Raw genomic sequence first — 15,681 nt, forward strand, 5'->3', positions numbered from 1 at the left:
TGTCGCGGAAGGCCGCTACGGACCCTCACTGGTCGTGCCCGCGGCGGCCAGCGGGTCGATGCGCTGCCAGCTCTCGTCGAGCTGGTTGCGGAACCAGGTCATCTGGCGCTTGGCATATTGCCGCGTCGCCGCCGCGCCGCGCGCGACGACCTCCGCCGCACTCATCGTCCCGGCCAGCATCGCCGCGATCTGCGGCACGCCAATCGCCTTCATGACGGGCATGGCGGGCGAAAGATCGAGCGCCAGCAGCGCCTGCACCTCCTCCACCGCGCCGGATGCCAGCATGTCTGCGAAGCGCCGGTCGATGCGGGCGGCCAGCACCGCGCGGTCCGGCAGGACGACCAGCTTCTCCGCCCGGTCCGCATCGATGACGGCCGGCCCCGTCGCCGCCTGGAAGGCCGAGATCGACTGCCCCGTCGCCTCCAGCACCTCCAGCGCCCGCACGATCCGCTGGCCGTCGCCCGGCTTCAGGCGCGCCGCCGTTTGCGGATCATGCGCCTCAAGCACAAGGTGCAGGGCCTCGGCCCCCTCGTCCGCAAGCCGGCCGCGCAGGTGCGTGCGGACGGCCTCGGGAATCGCGGGCATGTCGGAGAGCCCGCCCGTCAGCGCGCGAAAATAAAGGCCGGTGCCGCCGACGAAGACCGGCAGTTTCTCCCGCTGCCGCAATTCCGCAACGACCGTCGCCGCCTCGCGCAGCCAGTCGCCGGTCGAATAGGCCGCGCCGGCCGGCACATGGCCGTAGAGCCGGTGCTCGATGCCGGCCATGTCCGCCGGCTGCGGGCGGGCGGTGAGCACGTTCAGCGTGTCGTAGACCTGCATGCTGTCGGCGTTCACCACCACGCCATCGTGCTCGGCCGCCAGCCGTACGGCGAGCGCGGACTTGCCGCTGGCCGTCGGGCCCGTTATCAGGATCGCGTCCCGCTTTCGATCAAGGTTTCTCATCATGGCTTTCGTTGCCACGCTTGTCGCCAATCCGTCAAACCCCGTCCTGACGCCTAGCCTTGCAGAAAAGGCCGCCGATGCGGTCAAGGCGTCCGGGCTCTACTGGCTTGCCGACGGCATCGCCTGCGACATCGCGCTGCGCGACGGCAGCGACCTTGGCGCCGCGGAGGCCGCAATCCGCGCCGTCATCGGCGGTGAGCCGGTCGATCTTGCCATCCAGGAAGCGGAAACGCGGCGCAAGAAACTGCTGATCGCCGACATGGATTCGACGATGATCGGCCAGGAATGCATCGACGAGCTCGCCGCCGAAGTCGGCCTCAAGGACAAGGTCGCGGCGATCACCGCCCGTGCCATGAACGGCGAGATCGCCTTCGAGCCCGCGCTTCGCGAGCGCGTCGCCCTTCTCAAGGGGCTCCCGGTCTCCGTTATCGACGAGGTCATCGAAAAACGCATCACGCTGACGCCGGGCGGACGCGAACTGATCGCGACGATGAAGGCCAAGGGGTATTATACCGCCCTCGTCTCCGGCGGCTTCACCGTCTTCACGAGCCGCATCGCCGCCATGCTCGGCTTCGACGAGAACCGCGCCAACCTGCTGCTCGACGCCGACGGCAAGCTCACCGGCGCGGTGGCGGAGCCGATCCTCGGCAAGCAGGCCAAGGTCGACGCCCTCATCGAGGTTTCCGAACGGCTCGGCATCTCGCCGGACGAAGCCATGGCCGTCGGCGACGGCGCGAACGACCTCGGCATGCTGCACCTGTCGGGTGCCGGCGTCGCGCTGCACGCCAAGCCGGCCGTCGCGGCCGAGGCGAGGATCCGCATCGACCACGGCGACCTCACCGCCCTGCTCTACCTCCAGGGCTACCGCAAATCCGACTTCGTGACCGGCTGATGCCCATCGCCACGACCAGGCGCCTGGCGCTCAGGAACTGAGAGGAAAGGGACCGGGACCTCTTCCACGAGATCAATTCCGATCCCGTGGTGATGGAATTCTTCCCGTTCCAGCGCACGCGCGCCCAGTCCGACGAGCTCTTCGAGCGCATCCGCGGCATCATCGCCGAGACCGGCCTCGGCTTCTACGCGCTCGCCGAGCGGGAGAGCGACGCCGCCCTCGGCTTCTGCGGCCTTTCCCGCACGACGGACCGGCTGGAACCGCACCTGCCGGCCGGCTCGGTGGAGATCGGCTGGCGGCTGGCGCGACGCCACTGGGGCCGGGGCTACGTCACCGAAGCCGCCGAACGGCTGCTCGCCTACGGCTTCGAGGAAAAAGGCCTTGCCGAGATCGTCTCCTTCGCCGTCGCCGGCAACACGCGCTCCATCGCGGTCATGCGGCGCATCGGCATGCGCGCCGCGCCGGAGCGGAATTTCGACATGCCCGGCCTCGACGACCCCACCCTTCGCCCGCATGTCCTCTACGCGCTGGATCGCGCGGGCTGGCAGAGCCGCTGAGAGCCCCCATAAAACGGCCGCTGAAGCAACGCTCCAGCGGCCTGATTCCATCTCGCAGCTTTCGCCCGCAAGCCCCTGAAGGGACTCGCCCTTAATCGATGCGCACGGTGATGTAGCGCAGCGCTCCGGTGCGGTTGGCGATCATCATCAGCGCGTTGCGGCGGTCTTCCGACTTCAGCTTGGCGATGCGGGTCTTGACCTCTTCCGCCGTCGTCACCGCCTCCTGGCCGATCTCGACGATCACGTCGCCGGGCACGATGCCGCGCTCGGCGGCGGCCGAATCGGGCGCCACCTCGGTGATGACGACGCCCTTGACGCTTTCGACGATCTCGAAGGTCTTGCGCGCCTCCTCGCCGAGGTCGCTGATGCCCATGCCGAGCACCGTGTCGGCCTTGCTGGGCTGGGCCTCGCCGGTCTCGGGCGCCATGCCTTCCTCCGTGGTGCCCTCGCCCTCCGTCACCTCGTCCTCGCCGGCCTGCTTCTCGCCGTCCTCGAGGCGGCCGAGCGTGACCTTGACGGTCATTTCCTTGCCGTCGCGCAGCAGCACGACATCGACGGCCTTGCCGACCGGGCTTTCGGCGACGACGCGCGGCAGGTCGCGCATCTCGTCGACATCCTTGCCGTCGAAGCGGATGATGACGTCGCCGGTCATGATCGAGCCGTTGTCGACCGGCCCGCCCTTGATGATGCCGGCGACGAGCGCGCCCTTGGCCTGGCTCATGCCGATGCTTTCGGCGATGTCGTCGGTAACCGGCTGGATGCGCACGCCGAGCCAGCCGCGCCGTGTCTCGCCGAAGTCGCGCAGCTGCAGGAAGATGTTCTGCGCAAGCTCCGTCGGCACGGAGAAGCCGATGCCGATCGAGCCGCCGGAGGGCGAGATGATCGCCGTGTTGATGCCGATGACCTCCCCCTTCATGTTGAACAGCGGGCCGCCGGAATTGCCGCGGTTGATGGCGGCGTCCGTCTGGATGAAGTTGTCGTAGGGACCGGCATTGATGTTGCGCCCGCGTGCCGAGATGATGCCGACCGTCACCGAACCGCCGAGGCCGAACGGGTTGCCGATCGCCATCACCCAGTCGCCGATGCGCATGGTGCGGGAATCGCCGAAGGGCACCGCCTTCAGCGGCGCTTTCGGCTCGACCTTCAGGAGCGCAAGGTCGGTCTTCGGGTCGGTGCCGACGAGCTTGGCCTTCAGCTTGGAGCCGTTGGCGAAGTTCACCTCGATATCGTCCGCGCCCTCGATGACGTGGTTGTTCGTGGCGATGAAGCCCGAGGGATCGATGACGAAGCCGGAGCCGAGCGAATTGACGGTCTGGCCCTGGTTGCCCTCCTCGCCGCCTTCCCCCTTGAAGAACTCGTCGAAGAAGTCCTGGAAGGGCGAGCCTTCCGGCACCTGGGGAACGGGCGCCTTGTCGTCGCTCTTGACGTTCTGCGAGGTGGAGATGTTCACCACGGCATCAAGCAGGCTTTCGGCGAGGTCGGCGACCGATTCCGGGCCGTTCGGCTGGACCTGCGCCGCCGCCGGAACGGCAAGCGGTCCCCCCGCGACCAGCGAAAAACTCACCGCGAACGCGAGTACCGCATGGGCAACGCTGGACCTCATCTTCAAAGCCATGGTCGGCATCCTCTTTCGTCTGGATTGTCGCAGCGAGTGTTTGCCTCGGATACGGCAAAAATCAGTCCGCCGCGCTGAAATCATGTGAAGTCTTGCCCGTCTTCGCGGGCAGCCGCAAGGGCCGCGTTCACGCGCCGCGGATGAACCAGACCATGGCGACGCCCAGCGCCACGGCGGCGAGCCCCGACATGCGCAGCTGGCTTTCCGGAATCTGCGGCAGCATTTCCGCCATGCGCTTCAAAACCGAAGGGGCCAGTGCGTACACCAGCCCCTCGATGATCAGGAAGAACGCGATCCCCATCAGGAAATCGGACATGCCGTTCTCAGTTTGCGGTCGATGGCGTCGTCGCCGTGCCGTTGCCGGTGCCCGTCGCCGCACCCGAGGTCGCAGGCCTCATGCCCGCAGCGTCCTCGAAGTAGCGGAAGAACTCCGACTGCGGCGACAGAACCAGCGTGGTGTCGGACGAGGTCATCGAGGTCCGGTAGGCGCTCATCGACCGGTAGAAGTCGAAGAAGTCCGGGTCCTGCGAGAAGGCTTCGCCGAAGACGCGGTTGCGCTCGCCTTCGCCCTCACCTCTGAGGATTTCCGAATCGCGCTGCGCGGCCGCGATGAACTCGACGACCTGGCGGTCGGCGATGGCACGGCGTCGCTGGCCCTCTTCGTTACCGCGGGCGCGGATGAGTTCGGCTTCCGCCAGACGCTCGGCCTTCATGCGGTCGAAGGTCTGCTGCGAGACTTCCTGCGTCAGGTCCGTGCGGCGGATGCGCACGTCGGAGATCGTGAGGCCGAGGTTCGAGGCGTCGTTCGTCAGTTCGCCGCGCACTTCACGCATCATCGAGGCGCGCTCTTCGGAAAGCGCGGATTCGAAGCCGCGCAGACCGTAGACCCGGCGCAGCGCCGCATCGAGACGGGTGCGCAGGCGCGCTTCCGCCGATTCCCGGTCGCCCGAGACCGCTTCGCGGAAGCGGCGGGCATCGGTGATCTTGTAGACCACGAAGGCATCGACCTCGTAGAACTTGCCGCCCGAGACCTGGACGCGGATGTCGTCGAGGTCGAAGCGCAGCGCCTGGTCCTGGATATACTGCACGCTGTCGGCGTCCATGAAGCCGAAGGGCAGCTTGAAGTAGAGGCCGGGCTCGGCTTTGACGTCCTGGATCTGGCCGAAGCGGATGACGATCGCCTGCTGGCGCTCGTTGACGACGAACACCGAGGAATAGGCGATGAAGAGGAGAACGCCGATGGCGATCAGGATTGCCGGTACACGATTGCCCATTACTGCGTGCCTCCCGCCTGCTGCTGGCTGGTCGACCGGCCAAGTTCGTTGAGGGGAAGGAACGGAACGACGCCCTGGCCGCCCTGCTTCTCGTCGATGATGACCTTCTTGGAATTCTGCATCACGCCTTCCATGGTTTCAAGGAAGAGGCGCTTGCGGGTGACGTCCGGCGCTGCCTTGTACTGTTCGTAGATGGACAGGAAGCGTGCCGCCTCACCTTCCGCTTCCTTGACGACGCGATCCTTGTAGGCGGCCGCCTCTTCGCGGATCTGCGCGGACTGGCCGCGGGCAAGACCCAGCTTCTGGTTGGCGTACTGGTTGGCTTCCTCGACGAAGCGGTCCTCGTCCTGCTCGGCGCGCTGCACCTCGTCGAAGGCATCGGCCACCTCGCGCGGCGGGGCCGCGTCCTCGATGGCGACCGTGTTGATCGAGATACCGGAGCCGTAGGCGTCCATGGTCGCCTGGATCGTCGTCTTCACGCCTTCCGCGATCGCCTGGCGGTTGTCGCGGAAGATGTCCTGGGCGGGACGGCGGCCGACGACTTCGCGCATGGCGCTTTCGGCAACCTGCTGCAGCGTCTCGGCCGGGTATTCGAGGTTGAAGAGGTAGGACTGCGGATCGGTGACAGAATAGAGCACCGAGAACTGGACGTTGACGATGTTCTGGTCGCCCGTCAGCATCAGGCCGGAGCTGTCGGAATTCGAGGAGGCCGTGCGGCGGCCGATATTCTGCTGCTGCTCGGTGATCTTCACGAGTTCGACGGTTTCCAGCGGCCAGAGGTGGAAGTGCAGGCCGGGCATGGAGACTTCCTGCTTCGGCTTGCCGAAGCGCAGCTCGACGCCGCGCTCGTCCGGCTGGACGGTGTAGATGGAACTCATCAGCCAGAAGACGCCGACGAGCAGCAGCGCGATGACCACGACGCCGCCGTTGATGCCGCCGGGCATGACGTTCTTCAATTGGTCCTGGCCGCGCCGGATGATGTCCTCAAGGTCGGGCGGGCCGCCATTGCCGCTTCCGCCGCCGCCGCGGGGGCGGTTCGGTCCCTGCCCCCATGGCCCCTGATTGTTTCCGCCGCCGCCGCCCCAAGGGCCGCCGCCGCCGTTCTGATTGCTCCAGGGCATCAATACCTCTTTCTTTATATCCCTACGTGCCGCATTTCGCGGAGTGTTTCACCGCGCAACGCGAGGTGAACCCGTTATAGGTATCCCTCCGGCACCTTTCAACAAATCCGCGTGGGCTTGCGGGCCTGTGCGGCAAAATAGTTCGTGATCGGGGGCTTATGCGGCCGCTTTTCGGCGCCAGGTGACAAAACGCATGGCGTGGCTGTCCTTCTCGCCCTGCGGAATCGGCTCTTCCACCGCCTTTTCGAAGACGGCCGGGTCGATGTCGGGAAAGCGCGCATCGCCCTCCACATCCGCCTCGACATGGGTGGCATGCAGGATATCCGCCCGGTCGAGGGCCTGGGCGTAGATCTGCCCGCCGCCGATGACGCAGACCTCGTCGACGCCCAGTCTTCCCGCCTCCCGGCGTGCGGCGGCCAGCCCCTCCTCGAGCGAGGAGACGACCTCGGCGCCGGGCGCGGAAAAGGCCGCGTCGCGGGTGATGACGATATTCGGCCGGCCCGGCAGCGGCCGGCCGATCGATTCCCAGGTCTTGCGGCCCATCAGCACCGGCTTGCCGAGCGTCAGCTGCTTGAAGCGCTTGAGGTCCGACGGCAGGCGCCACGGCAGGTCGCCGTCGCGGCCGATGACGCCGTTCCTGGCGACGGCCACGACGAGGACGATCTTGGCTTCAGTCATGCGGACACCTGGAAATCAGACGGCGATGGGCGCCTTGATGGTTGAATCGGCTTCATAGCCGATCAGGGTGAAGTCCTCGAACTTGAAGGAGAAAAGGTCCTTCACATCGGGATTGAGCTTCATGAAGGGCAAGGGTTTCGGGCGGCGCGTCATCTGGGTGCGCACCTGCTCGAAATGATTGGAGTAGATGTGCGCGTCGCCCAGCGTGTGCACGAAGTCGCCCGGCTGCAGGCCGGTCGCCTGCGCCACCATCATGGTCAGCAGCGCATAGGAGGCGATGTTGAAGGGCACGCCGAGGAAAATGTCGGCGGAGCGCTGGTAGAGCTGGCAAGAGAGCTTTCCGTCCGCCACGTAGAACTGGAACAGGCAATGGCAGGGCGGCAGCGCCATCTCGTCGACCAGCGCCGGGTTCCACGCCGAGACGATGTGGCGGCGCGAGTTCGGATTGCGCCTGATGCTGTCGAGGACGGCGACGATCTGGTCGAGATGGCGCCCGTCATGGGTCGGCCAGGAGCGCCACTGGTAGCCGTAGACCGGGCCGAGCTCGCCCTCGGCATCGGCCCATTCGTCCCAGATGGTCACGCCGTTCTCGTTGAGATAGGCGATGTTGGTGTCGCCCTTCAGGAACCACAGGAGTTCATGGATGATTGAGCGCAGGTGCAGCTTCTTGGTGGTCAGCACCGGAAAACCTTCCGAAAGGTCGAAGCGCATCTGGTAGCCGAAGACGCCGCGCGTGCCCGTGCCGGTCCGGTCGGCGCGGTCGGTGCCGTTTTCCATCACATGGGCGAGAAGGTCGAGATATTGCTGCATGGTCGCCGCCGATTCGTTGTCCAGCGTGAGATACTAGAGCGGGAACGGCGGCGTCCAAAGCGTGAAATCGGGTTGTCCCGGTTTTCCTCAGGCGAGCGCGCCGAGCGTGCCGAGCTCCTTGGCGGTGAGATAGTAGAAGGTGACGCGCGATTTGGTGCGGTCGTCGGCCATGGTCTTGCAGACGGCCTCCACGGCCTTGTCGGCCGCCTCGCCCGTGATGCCGAACTTCTTGGCGCACCACTTTTCCTTGACGCGGTTCAGCTCTTCCGGGTCGGAGCAGGAGACGAGCGAGGAGTCGCGGTTGCGCAGCGCGATGCCGAGATGGCTCACGATCTTCTTGACGATGGCCTCGTCCGCACCGCTGTCATACTTGCGGACATCTGCGAGATAGTCGGTCATGGTAGCTCCTCTACGATCTCTCGGCCGCCGCCGTCATGACGGACCTGCCGCGTGCCATGTTTTTCATGCGGTCGCGGCAAGTCAAGTGCTAATAAAGCCCGACCATCCCGTCCCGCTCGCCGGCTTCCAGGGCCGAGGCCCGCGGAAACCCCGCCCTCCGCTCGCCGAAACCGCCCGAGCCCGAAAACTTTGCCAGATCCCTGTCACAAAGCCCTTTTCTTGGGGGCCGAGAGCGCCTATATGAAAGGTGCTGCCTCGGCAGCTATGGCAATAAACGGGCGGTGTAATAAACCCATTGGACCCGGGGGCGGTACCCGGCGCCTCCACCAAAAACCGGTCTTTCCAGGCGGACCGGCTTTTGATGGGGGCGAAATAGGATCGACAAGGGCGTAAAGATCGACTTTTTGCTCGGCATTGTACCACCGTTATCGGGCTAAACTTGTAGTTGCAAACGACAACTATGCGGAAGCTCGTCTCGCTGCCTAATGGCGGTGTGACACTTCACTCAAAGTCCTGACGGGTCGCACCGGCAGGCGGGGTCCGAAGGCACCTGGCAACAGAAGCCTTCACCTTCTCCAACCTCTTGAAATGGTCTATAGCTGTGCCAGATGACTCGTGCCGACAGGTATGAGGCCGGGGCAGTTCCAGCAAAAGCGTGAAGCGGTTTTGCGTCCGGAATTGCGTCGAAACAAGGGACGGAGCATTTCTGCGTTTCGAAGAAAAGCACAAATGCTCTCATGCAATGCCTGAACACAAAGGCTGGAAGAAAGACAGGAACGGATGGCGCAAGACCATATTCGCTATGACATTCTCGCCCAGGACGCGCTGCGCAGCGTCATCCGCAAGGTTTTGTCCGAGGTCGCCGTCACCGGGCACCTGCCGGGCGAGCACCACTTCTTCATCACGTTCCTCACCAATGCCCCCGGCGTGCGCATCTCGCAGCACCTGAAGGCGAAATATGCCGAGCAGATGACCATCGTCATCCAGCACCAATTCTGGGACCTCAAGGTCACCGAGAGCCTGTTCGAGATCGGCCTTTCCTTCTCCGACACGCCGGAAAAGCTCGTCATCCCGTTCAACGCCATCCGCGGCTTTTATGACCCGTCGGTAAGCTTCGAACTGGAATTCGACGTGCCGGCCGTCGAGGAAGACGGACACTCCGCCGAGATCACGGCCTACCCCGCCTTCGCGGAAAAGGCGGAGGAAGCCATCGAGGAGCCGACGCCGCCGACCGGTGGCGACGACAACAACAAGGGCGGCTCCGTCGTCTCGCTCGATTCCTTCCGCAAGAAGAACTGAGGTCGCGCGATGAGCGGCGACGTCGTCAATCTCCGCCAGGTCCGCAAGCAGAAGGCCCGCTCCGAAAAGGAAAGGCAGGCCGAGCAGAACCGCATCAGCTTCGGCCGCACCAAGGCTGAAAAGGCACTGACGCGCGCGCTGAACGACAAGGCGCAGAAGACGTTCGAACAGGGCCATCTGGAACGGCCCGGCCGCGACCCCGAGGATGGCGAAGGCTGATCTTTCAAGCCCTTGCCGCCGGGACCGGACTCGATACCGGAGAACGTTCCGGCGCTTTCAAGGCAAAGCGGGCAGCCCCTTGCTCCCCGCGCCTTCGGGCAAGCAAGAACCGTTGCGCGCTCCCGGAATGCTCCAACCGGACGGCGCCGGGGCGCAGGAATGGGCATGATCCGCAAATATTCGACGACCCTGCACGGCCACCGCACGAGCTTCTCGCTCGAGCCCGCCTTTCATGACGCGCTAAGAGCTATCGCCGACGAGCGCGGCCTGCCGGTCGCCGCCCTCATTCGTGAAATCGACGATGCCCGCGGCGTCGAGGGCAACCTCTCCTCGGCGCTGCGCCTCCATGTGCTGGACTGGCTGAAACGCAAGGCAGACGGCGCAACGTAGCGCACGGCCCGCAAGAGGCCTTGCCGGCTTCCCGGCGGGCCACATCCGCGGCGGCATGGACCACAATTCGCTGTTCCCGAAACGCGGAACGGCTCAGTTGACACCCGGCAGTGCGTCGAAATTCAGGTTCTGCCCGCTGTCGACGGGCGGCAGTTCGCCGCCCCGCTCCACGCCCTCCTCCGGCGAAACCGGAAGGCGGCGGCGTTCCGCCTCTTCCTCCGCCCGGCGGGCCTCATCCGCCGCGCGCTGCTCGGCGCGGCGGCGGGCCTGTTCCTCGGCCTCCAGCAGGCGGCGTGCGTCGTCCGCGGCCTTGCGGCGAGCGCTTTCGGCCGCTTCCGCCGCTTCCCGCGCGGCCCGTTCCTGCTCGGCGCGCACGCGCGCCTCCGCACGGCGGCGCTGCTCTTCCTCCATCTGCAGGCGCATCGCCTCGGCCAGCGTGGCCCGCGCCTCGGCGCGCGAACGATAGAGGGCCGCCTCGCGCCTGAGGCGCTGCTTTTCCAGCACGTTGGCCTGCAGGGTCTCCACCCGGCGGCGCTCCGTCTCGAAGCGCCGCAGCGACAGGTAATTGGCGAGCGGCTGCACGTCGAGCGCGACACCCGGCGCCTCCACGAGGCCGCGATAGTCAAGCACCACTTCGGGCTCCGCGCCCGCCAGCGCCTCCTCGCCCGCCGCGTAGGTGACGGACAGCCGGCCCGCCATCGCATCGCCGGCAAGGTCGATATCCGCATCGCCGGAGAAACCGGCCCTGCCATCCCCGGCCGTCACGCTCTGGACGCGCAGCTTGCCGCCGGCAAGCGCGAAGGGCATGCGCACCGTGCCCAGCGCCGCCTCGCCCTTGAGTATCGCATCCGCCGCGAAACCGGCGACGCGCTCGGGCGTGATATCATCCTCGATACCGTCGGCCGCCGTCAGCAGCGCCGGCAGCGCGCCGGTATCGAGCCCGCGCAAGGTGAGATCGGAGAGCCGCGCCTCGCCCGAGCCGCTGGCGCCCTCGACCATGGCGCGCACGCTTTTGCCGGAAGCGTCGACGGCCAGTGTCACATCCGCCTTGCCCATGGCGACGGCGCCCTGCGGGCCGCTCCAGACGATCCTTGCCAGATCGGCGCCGGAAAGCTCCGCCCGTGCCTCGAACAGGCCGTTCTCCTCCGCATTGGCGACCTTGAGCCGTCCGGCAAGCCGGCCGCCCAGCCAGTCGCCCGCCATGTCGGTCAGCGCCAGTTCGCCCCCCTTCCAGACGAGGTTGCCCGAAAATCCCTCCACCGCGCCGTAGAGCCCCGGCCAGAACGCCCCGGCCTGCAGCGCGACGGACACATCGGCGGCATCCTGAAGCGGCTGCACGAGCGGCGCGGTGTTCAGCCCGCCGTCAAGAGGATCCGTCACCGGCCCGGCGACAGCCTCGGCGAGGAAGGCGAAATCGACCGTATCGAAACGCAGCGCGCCCGTTCCCTTGAGCGTCGCCGCCGTGCGGTCGAGCGTCAGGCGGCCGGAAAAGGCGTTGCGCTCGGCCTCCCCGACTATGTCGGTGATCGTGATGGCCTCGGCGCTCGTGGCGACGGACGCCTGCAGCGCAAGCGGCAGGCCGGCGCCAGCCTGCGGCACGGCGATGCCGTTCATCATCAGATAGGGCTCGATGTCGTCGCTTTTCGCCGAAAGCGCGAGCGTACCGGCCGGGAAACCGGCGGCGGAGAGCGCAGCCGTGCCCTTGATGGAGATCGTCGTGCTGCCCGCGTTGAAGGCCGCAGAGACATCGGCCGGACCGTCCTCCGGCTGCGTCACGCGGAAGGTGACGCTGCCGTCGGGGTCCGCATCGAAGGGCAATGGGTCGAGCCCGACCTGCCCGGCCAGCACGACCGACTGCGGATTGAAGATGCTGCCTTCAAGCTCGAAATTGCGCCCCACGAGCAGGTCGGCGGGTGTCGCTGCGGAGAATCTCATCTCGACCCGCCCGTCGTTGACCGGGCCGCTGAGCGTCAGCGTCGCCGGATTCTCCGCCCCTGAGACGGCCAGGCGGACGGCGAGGTCCGCATTGTCGTAGTAGCCGGAATTGGCAAGGAAACGGGCGAGCACGGGATGGGCCGGCAAGTGCCGCGCCAGCAGCTCGGCCACCGGACGCATCGCGGCCGCCTTCACCCTCATGTCGAGCCCGGCGCTCGGCGCAAGAAGCGAGCCGCCGAGCGTGCCGCTGGCCGAGACGGCCGCGCCGTCCAGGGAGGCGATGTTGAGGCGGCTCAGCGTCAGAAGGCCATCCCTGACGGACAGCGCCGCGTTGACGCCGGAGGCGCTTTCGCCGAAGGCGAGGAAACGATCGGCCTTGACGTCGAGCGCGATCGAATGATCCAGCACGGTCGAAAGCGAGGCATCGCCCGCGACAAGGCCGACAAGCGCCTGGAGCGATTCCAGCGCGACTTCGTTGCCGCGCAATTGCAGCGACAGGGTGGGCGCGGCATCCGCGCGCGATTCCCGCTCGATACGCCCGAGCAGCGAGGCGCCGCCGATGGCGATTTCGAGGTTTTCGAAGCGCTGCAGTTCGTCGGTGAGGTTCACTTCGGCGGAAAAGCCCGCCGTCTTGAGCTTGCGGATTTCCGGATCCACGGATCCGGCAAGCCATGTCGCCAGCCCCGACGGCTGGTTCGAGGCGACCAGCAGGTCGCCGACGAAGCCGCGGTTCTGCCTGAGCGTCAGCCGGCCCTTGGCCTCCAGCGTGGTGCGGCCGGGCAGAAGCGCATCCGCCCGGTCGATCCGCCAGCCCTCGCCGTCCGGTTTCACGTCGAGGCGCACCTCGCGCACCGTCGTATCGCCGACCACCACGGCCGGCAGGAACAGGCTGGCGCGGCCGGGCACCTGGGGGATCGGGATGTCGGCGGCGATCGCCAGCAGCGCCTGGAGTCGCTGGCGGGCGGAAACCTGCGGGTTGCGGCCGGTCTTGCCCCCCTCGCCGTTGTTGCCGATGCGCGAGACGTCGATCTGCTGGCCGTCGGCGATCAGGAGGAATTCCGGTGCGCGGCCGGTGTCGAGCGTCGCCTCGCCCGTCACCACATAGGGGTCCTCGGACGGGCCGGCCTCGAGGCGATAGTCCGGCACGCGGATGCGCTCGTTGGAAAGCTCGAACTTGCCGGCGACGCGGATCGGATCGGCCGGTCCCTCGCCCTTCGGCCGCGGCTTTTCCGCGATGGTGAAGTCGCCGTGATATTGCGGGCGGAAATCGACGACCTTCAGCGCACCGTCGAGATCGGCGGTGAAGGCGAGCCGGTCGGGCACGATGCGGGCGCGCAGGGAAAGCGCGCCGTTCTCCGCCTGGCCGCTCGAAAGCTGGAAGGCCCCGCTCTCGCCGTCGAGCGCCGCGCGCCCGTCGATGCGCCACGGGCCGGCGAGCGACTTTGCCGAGACCTGCGCATCAAGGCCGGTGACATGGCGGGTGCGGCCGGTCTGCGCATCGACGAATTCGATCTCGCCGCCGGTGATCGTAACATTTTCGAGGATGACGGTGCGGGCCGGGATATCGGACTTGCGGCCGCGCGCCCAGTCCAGCGTGCCGTCCTCGAAAAGCCTGATGCGCGCCTTCGGCTCCTCGATGCGCATGTCGAAGATCAGCGCCTCGCCGGAGAGGAACGGCGCCAGTTCCGCATCCATGGAGAAGCGCGCCACCTCAACCAGCGGCTGCCCGTCCTCGGGCGCCCCGACACGCACGTCGTTGAGCGTCACGGAGGGGAACGGGATCAGCCGGGCATCGACGCTGCCATGCACCACGACGGTGCGGCCCATGATGCGGCTCGCCTCGCGCTCGAAATCCTGGCGGAAGCTGGTCCAGTCGACGAAGAGCGGCGCGAGCAGCGCCGCAAAGAGCGCCACGACCACCAAGCCGCCAACGAAGAGCATGATTCTCGAAAGCACGCCGCCTGCCTTGAATTTCGTTTCACCGCCTCAGGATAACGACTAATTGCCCGAGAGGGTCGAAAAAATCTTGCCGGGGTTCAGAATGTTGTCCGGATCGAGCGCCTGCTTGATCTGCCGCATCAGCTGGACCGTGCCGCCGAGCTCGCCCGGCAGGAAGGCCTGCTTGCCCTGGCCGATGCCGTGCTCGCCGGTGCAGGTGCCGTCCATGGCGAGCGCCCGGGCATTGAGTCGGCCGACGAAGGCCTCCACCTCGGCGACATGCGCCGGGTCCTTGTCGTCGAAGACGAGGCTGACATGGAAATTGCCGTCGCCGGCATGGCCGACGATCGGCGCCAGGAGCCCGTGCTCCTCGATGTCGACCTCCGTTTCGGCCACGCAGTCGGCAAGGCGCGAGATCGGCACGCAGACATCGGTCGCGATCGCCTCCCAGCCGGGCCGCAGCGCCTTGGCCGACCAGTAGACATTGTGCCGCGCCTTCCAGAGCTTCGCGCGCTCCTCCGCGTCCGCGCTCCACTGGAACGCCCCGCCGCCGCACTCGGCGGCGATAGCGCCGAACTCCTCCGATTGCAGGCGCACGCTGTCCTCGTTGCCGTGGAACTCGACGAAGAGCGTCGGCTGCTCCGGCAGCGTCAGGCCGGAATAGGCGTTGCAGGCCTTGATCTGCAGCGTGTTGACGAGCTCGATGCGGGCGACGGGAATGCCGAGCTGGATGGTCATGATGACGGCATTGCAGGCGTCCTTCAGCGTCGGGAAGCCGCAGATGCCGCCGGCGATGACCGAAGGAATGCCCTGGAGGCGCAGCGTGATCGAGGTGAGCACGCCGAGCGTGCCCTCGGCGCCGACGAAGAGCCGCGTCAGGTCGTAGCCGGCGGAGGATTTTCGCGCGCGGCGGGCGGTGCGGATCTCCTCGCCGGTGGCCGTGACGGCGGTCACGCCGAGCACATTGTCCTTCATCGTACCGTAGCGCACCGCATTGGTGCCCGAGGCGCGCGTCGAGGTCATGCCGCCGATCGAGGCATTCGCGCCGGGATCGATCGGGAAGAACAGGCCGGTATCGCGCAGGTGGACGTTCAGCTCCTCGCGCGTGATGCCGGGCTCGACGGTGCAGTCGAGGTCTTCGGCATTGACCTCCAGCACCCGCTTCATGTTGCTGAAATCGATGGAGATGCCGCCGTTCGGCGCGTTCACCTGCCCCTCCAGCGAGGAGCCCGTGCCGAACGGGATGACCGGCACCTTCAGTTCGGCGCAAAGGGAGACGACGGCCTTCACCTCGTCGGCATTCTCGACGAAGACGACGCCGTCCGGCAGCTGGGCGGGAATATAGGTGGTGGTGTGCGCATGCTGGGCGCGGATCGCCTCGCCCGTCTGGAACCGCGCCCCGAAGCGCCCGGCAAGACGCGGCAGCGCCGCGGCGATGCCCTCCTCGTTGCGCGCGCCGCCCCTGATATCCGCCAAAGCCATCGTCAAATCCTCAACCCTGTGCGGATTTACTCAGCAAATTGAGGGACGTCTGTCCAGCCGCAATTGCGCGAAGGATAAAAGTCTTGGCGGCCCCTCATCCGGCCTGCCGGTCCCCTTCTCCCCGCAAGCG

The 15,681-nt window shown here is 66.8% G+C and carries 14 protein-coding genes, 1 other RNA gene and 1 pseudogene; 6 read left to right on the top strand and 10 right to left on the bottom strand.

The genetic code is table 11. The features are described from left to right. Nucleotides 1-15: 15 nt before the first annotated feature. Nucleotides 16-945, bottom strand: coding sequence for a tRNA (adenosine(37)-N6)-dimethylallyltransferase MiaA (miaA, locus tag AABQ55_RS16635; protein ID WP_272805796.1), 930 nt, complete (start codon nt 943-945; stop codon nt 16-18). Between miaA and serB the strand changes: the two genes are divergently transcribed. After that, nucleotides 944-1,834: a phosphoserine phosphatase SerB gene (gene serB / locus AABQ55_RS16640; protein ID WP_272805797.1), complete on the top strand. Its 891-nt coding sequence runs from the start codon at nt 944-946 to the stop codon at nt 1,832-1,834. The two genes, miaA and serB, sit on opposite strands and share 2 nt — an antisense overlap. Next, nucleotides 1,834-2,391, top strand: a pseudogene (locus AABQ55_RS16645) (GNAT family N-acetyltransferase). Before serB ends, AABQ55_RS16645 begins: the two are co-directional and overlap by 1 nt. A gap of 91 nt (nt 2,392-2,482) precedes the next feature. Here the strand turns inward: AABQ55_RS16645 and AABQ55_RS16650 are convergent. The 7 genes from AABQ55_RS16650 to AABQ55_RS16680 form a co-directional block, all read right to left on the bottom strand. Beyond that, nucleotides 2,483-4,006: a DegQ family serine endoprotease gene (locus AABQ55_RS16650; protein WP_272805798.1), complete on the bottom strand. Its 1,524-nt coding sequence runs from the start codon at nt 4,004-4,006 to the stop codon at nt 2,483-2,485. A gap of 127 nt (nt 4,007-4,133) precedes the next feature. Further along, entirely contained in the window at nt 4,134-4,322 is a 189-nt protein-coding gene (locus AABQ55_RS16655; RefSeq protein ID WP_272805799.1) for a DUF2065 domain-containing protein, read from the bottom strand. 7 nt (nt 4,323-4,329) lie between these two features. Beyond that, nucleotides 4,330-5,280 (bottom strand): protease modulator HflC, encoded by a 951-nt coding sequence (hflC, locus tag AABQ55_RS16660; protein WP_272805800.1) that lies wholly within the window; start codon nt 5,278-5,280, stop codon nt 4,330-4,332. Beyond that, nucleotides 5,280-6,401, bottom strand: a complete 1,122-nt coding sequence (hflK, locus tag AABQ55_RS16665) for an FtsH protease activity modulator HflK (protein ID WP_244766718.1) — start codon at nt 6,399-6,401, stop codon at nt 5,280-5,282. Before hflK ends, hflC begins: the two co-directional genes overlap by 1 nt. A 156-nt stretch (nt 6,402-6,557) precedes the next feature. Then, nucleotides 6,558-7,079: a dihydrofolate reductase gene (locus tag AABQ55_RS16670; protein WP_272805801.1), complete on the bottom strand. Its 522-nt coding sequence runs from the start codon at nt 7,077-7,079 to the stop codon at nt 6,558-6,560. Between the two features lie 15 nt (nt 7,080-7,094). After that, nucleotides 7,095-7,889 (bottom strand): thymidylate synthase, encoded by a 795-nt coding sequence (locus AABQ55_RS16675; RefSeq protein ID WP_272805802.1) that lies wholly within the window; start codon nt 7,887-7,889, stop codon nt 7,095-7,097. Nucleotides 7,890-7,976: 87 nt separating this feature from the next. After that, nucleotides 7,977-8,288: a DUF2853 family protein gene (locus AABQ55_RS16680; protein ID WP_064330457.1), complete on the bottom strand. Its 312-nt coding sequence runs from the start codon at nt 8,286-8,288 to the stop codon at nt 7,977-7,979. Between the two features lie 210 nt (nt 8,289-8,498). Between AABQ55_RS16680 and ssrA the strand changes: the two genes are divergently transcribed. The 4 genes from ssrA to AABQ55_RS16700 all read left to right on the top strand — a co-directional run bounded on the left by ssrA (nt 8,499) and on the right by AABQ55_RS16700 (nt 10,196). Continuing rightward, nucleotides 8,499-8,859, top strand: a transfer-messenger RNA (tmRNA) gene (gene ssrA / locus AABQ55_RS16685). A 209-nt stretch (nt 8,860-9,068) separates the two neighbouring features. Then, complete coding sequence (locus AABQ55_RS16690; protein ID WP_244766722.1) at nt 9,069-9,587, top strand: SspB family protein; 519 nt, start codon at nt 9,069-9,071, stop codon at nt 9,585-9,587. 9 nt (nt 9,588-9,596) lie between these two features. Continuing rightward, nucleotides 9,597-9,806, top strand: a complete 210-nt coding sequence (locus AABQ55_RS16695; protein ID WP_244766723.1) for a DUF4169 family protein — start codon at nt 9,597-9,599, stop codon at nt 9,804-9,806. A gap of 165 nt (nt 9,807-9,971) precedes the next feature. Beyond that, complete coding sequence (locus tag AABQ55_RS16700) at nt 9,972-10,196, top strand: ribbon-helix-helix domain-containing protein (RefSeq protein ID WP_272805803.1); 225 nt, start codon at nt 9,972-9,974, stop codon at nt 10,194-10,196. 93 nt (nt 10,197-10,289) lie between these two features. Here the strand turns inward: AABQ55_RS16700 and AABQ55_RS16705 are convergent, their stop codons facing one another. Further along, nucleotides 10,290-14,087, bottom strand: a complete 3,798-nt coding sequence (locus AABQ55_RS16705; RefSeq protein WP_272805804.1) for an AsmA family protein — start codon at nt 14,085-14,087, stop codon at nt 10,290-10,292. A gap of 42 nt (nt 14,088-14,129) precedes the next feature. Further along, a complete protein-coding gene (locus AABQ55_RS16710) occupies nt 14,130-15,551 on the bottom strand; it encodes an FAD-binding oxidoreductase (RefSeq protein WP_272805805.1) in 1,422 nt (473 codons plus the stop codon). Nucleotides 15,552-15,681: the final 130 nt, after the last annotated feature.

Origin of the sequence: Shinella sp. WSD5-1, from assembly GCF_963942435.1 — a bacterium.
Taxonomy (GTDB): domain Bacteria; phylum Pseudomonadota; class Alphaproteobacteria; order Rhizobiales; family Rhizobiaceae; genus Shinella; species Shinella yambaruensis.

Excerpts from the sequence above, each read along its gene's own strand:
- AABQ55_RS16700 (WP_272805803.1), top strand. The coding sequence starts at position 9,972 with ATGATCCGCAAATATTCGACGACCCTGCACGGCCACCGCACGAGCTTC.
- AABQ55_RS16690 (WP_244766722.1), top strand. The coding sequence starts at position 9,069 with ATGGCGCAAGACCATATTCGCTATGACATTCTCGCCCAGGACGCGCTG.
- miaA (WP_272805796.1), bottom strand. The coding sequence starts at position 945 with ATGATGAGAAACCTTGATCGAAAGCGGGACGCGATCCTGATAACGGGC.
- AABQ55_RS16680 (WP_064330457.1), bottom strand. The coding sequence starts at position 8,288 with ATGACCGACTATCTCGCAGATGTCCGCAAGTATGACAGCGGTGCGGAC.
- AABQ55_RS16710 (WP_272805805.1), bottom strand. The coding sequence starts at position 15,551 with ATGGCTTTGGCGGATATCAGGGGCGGCGCGCGCAACGAGGAGGGCATC.
- AABQ55_RS16670 (WP_272805801.1), bottom strand. The coding sequence starts at position 7,079 with ATGACTGAAGCCAAGATCGTCCTCGTCGTGGCCGTCGCCAGGAACGGC.
- hflC (WP_272805800.1), bottom strand. The coding sequence starts at position 5,280 with ATGGGCAATCGTGTACCGGCAATCCTGATCGCCATCGGCGTTCTCCTC.
- AABQ55_RS16695 (WP_244766723.1), top strand. The coding sequence starts at position 9,597 with ATGAGCGGCGACGTCGTCAATCTCCGCCAGGTCCGCAAGCAGAAGGCC.
- AABQ55_RS16650 (WP_272805798.1), bottom strand. The coding sequence starts at position 4,006 with ATGGCTTTGAAGATGAGGTCCAGCGTTGCCCATGCGGTACTCGCGTTC.
- AABQ55_RS16655 (WP_272805799.1), bottom strand. The coding sequence starts at position 4,322 with ATGTCCGATTTCCTGATGGGGATCGCGTTCTTCCTGATCATCGAGGGG.
- hflK (WP_244766718.1), bottom strand. The coding sequence starts at position 6,401 with ATGCCCTGGAGCAATCAGAACGGCGGCGGCGGCCCTTGGGGCGGCGGC.
- AABQ55_RS16675 (WP_272805802.1), bottom strand. The coding sequence starts at position 7,889 with ATGCAGCAATATCTCGACCTTCTCGCCCATGTGATGGAAAACGGCACC.
- serB (WP_272805797.1), top strand. The coding sequence starts at position 944 with ATGGCTTTCGTTGCCACGCTTGTCGCCAATCCGTCAAACCCCGTCCTG.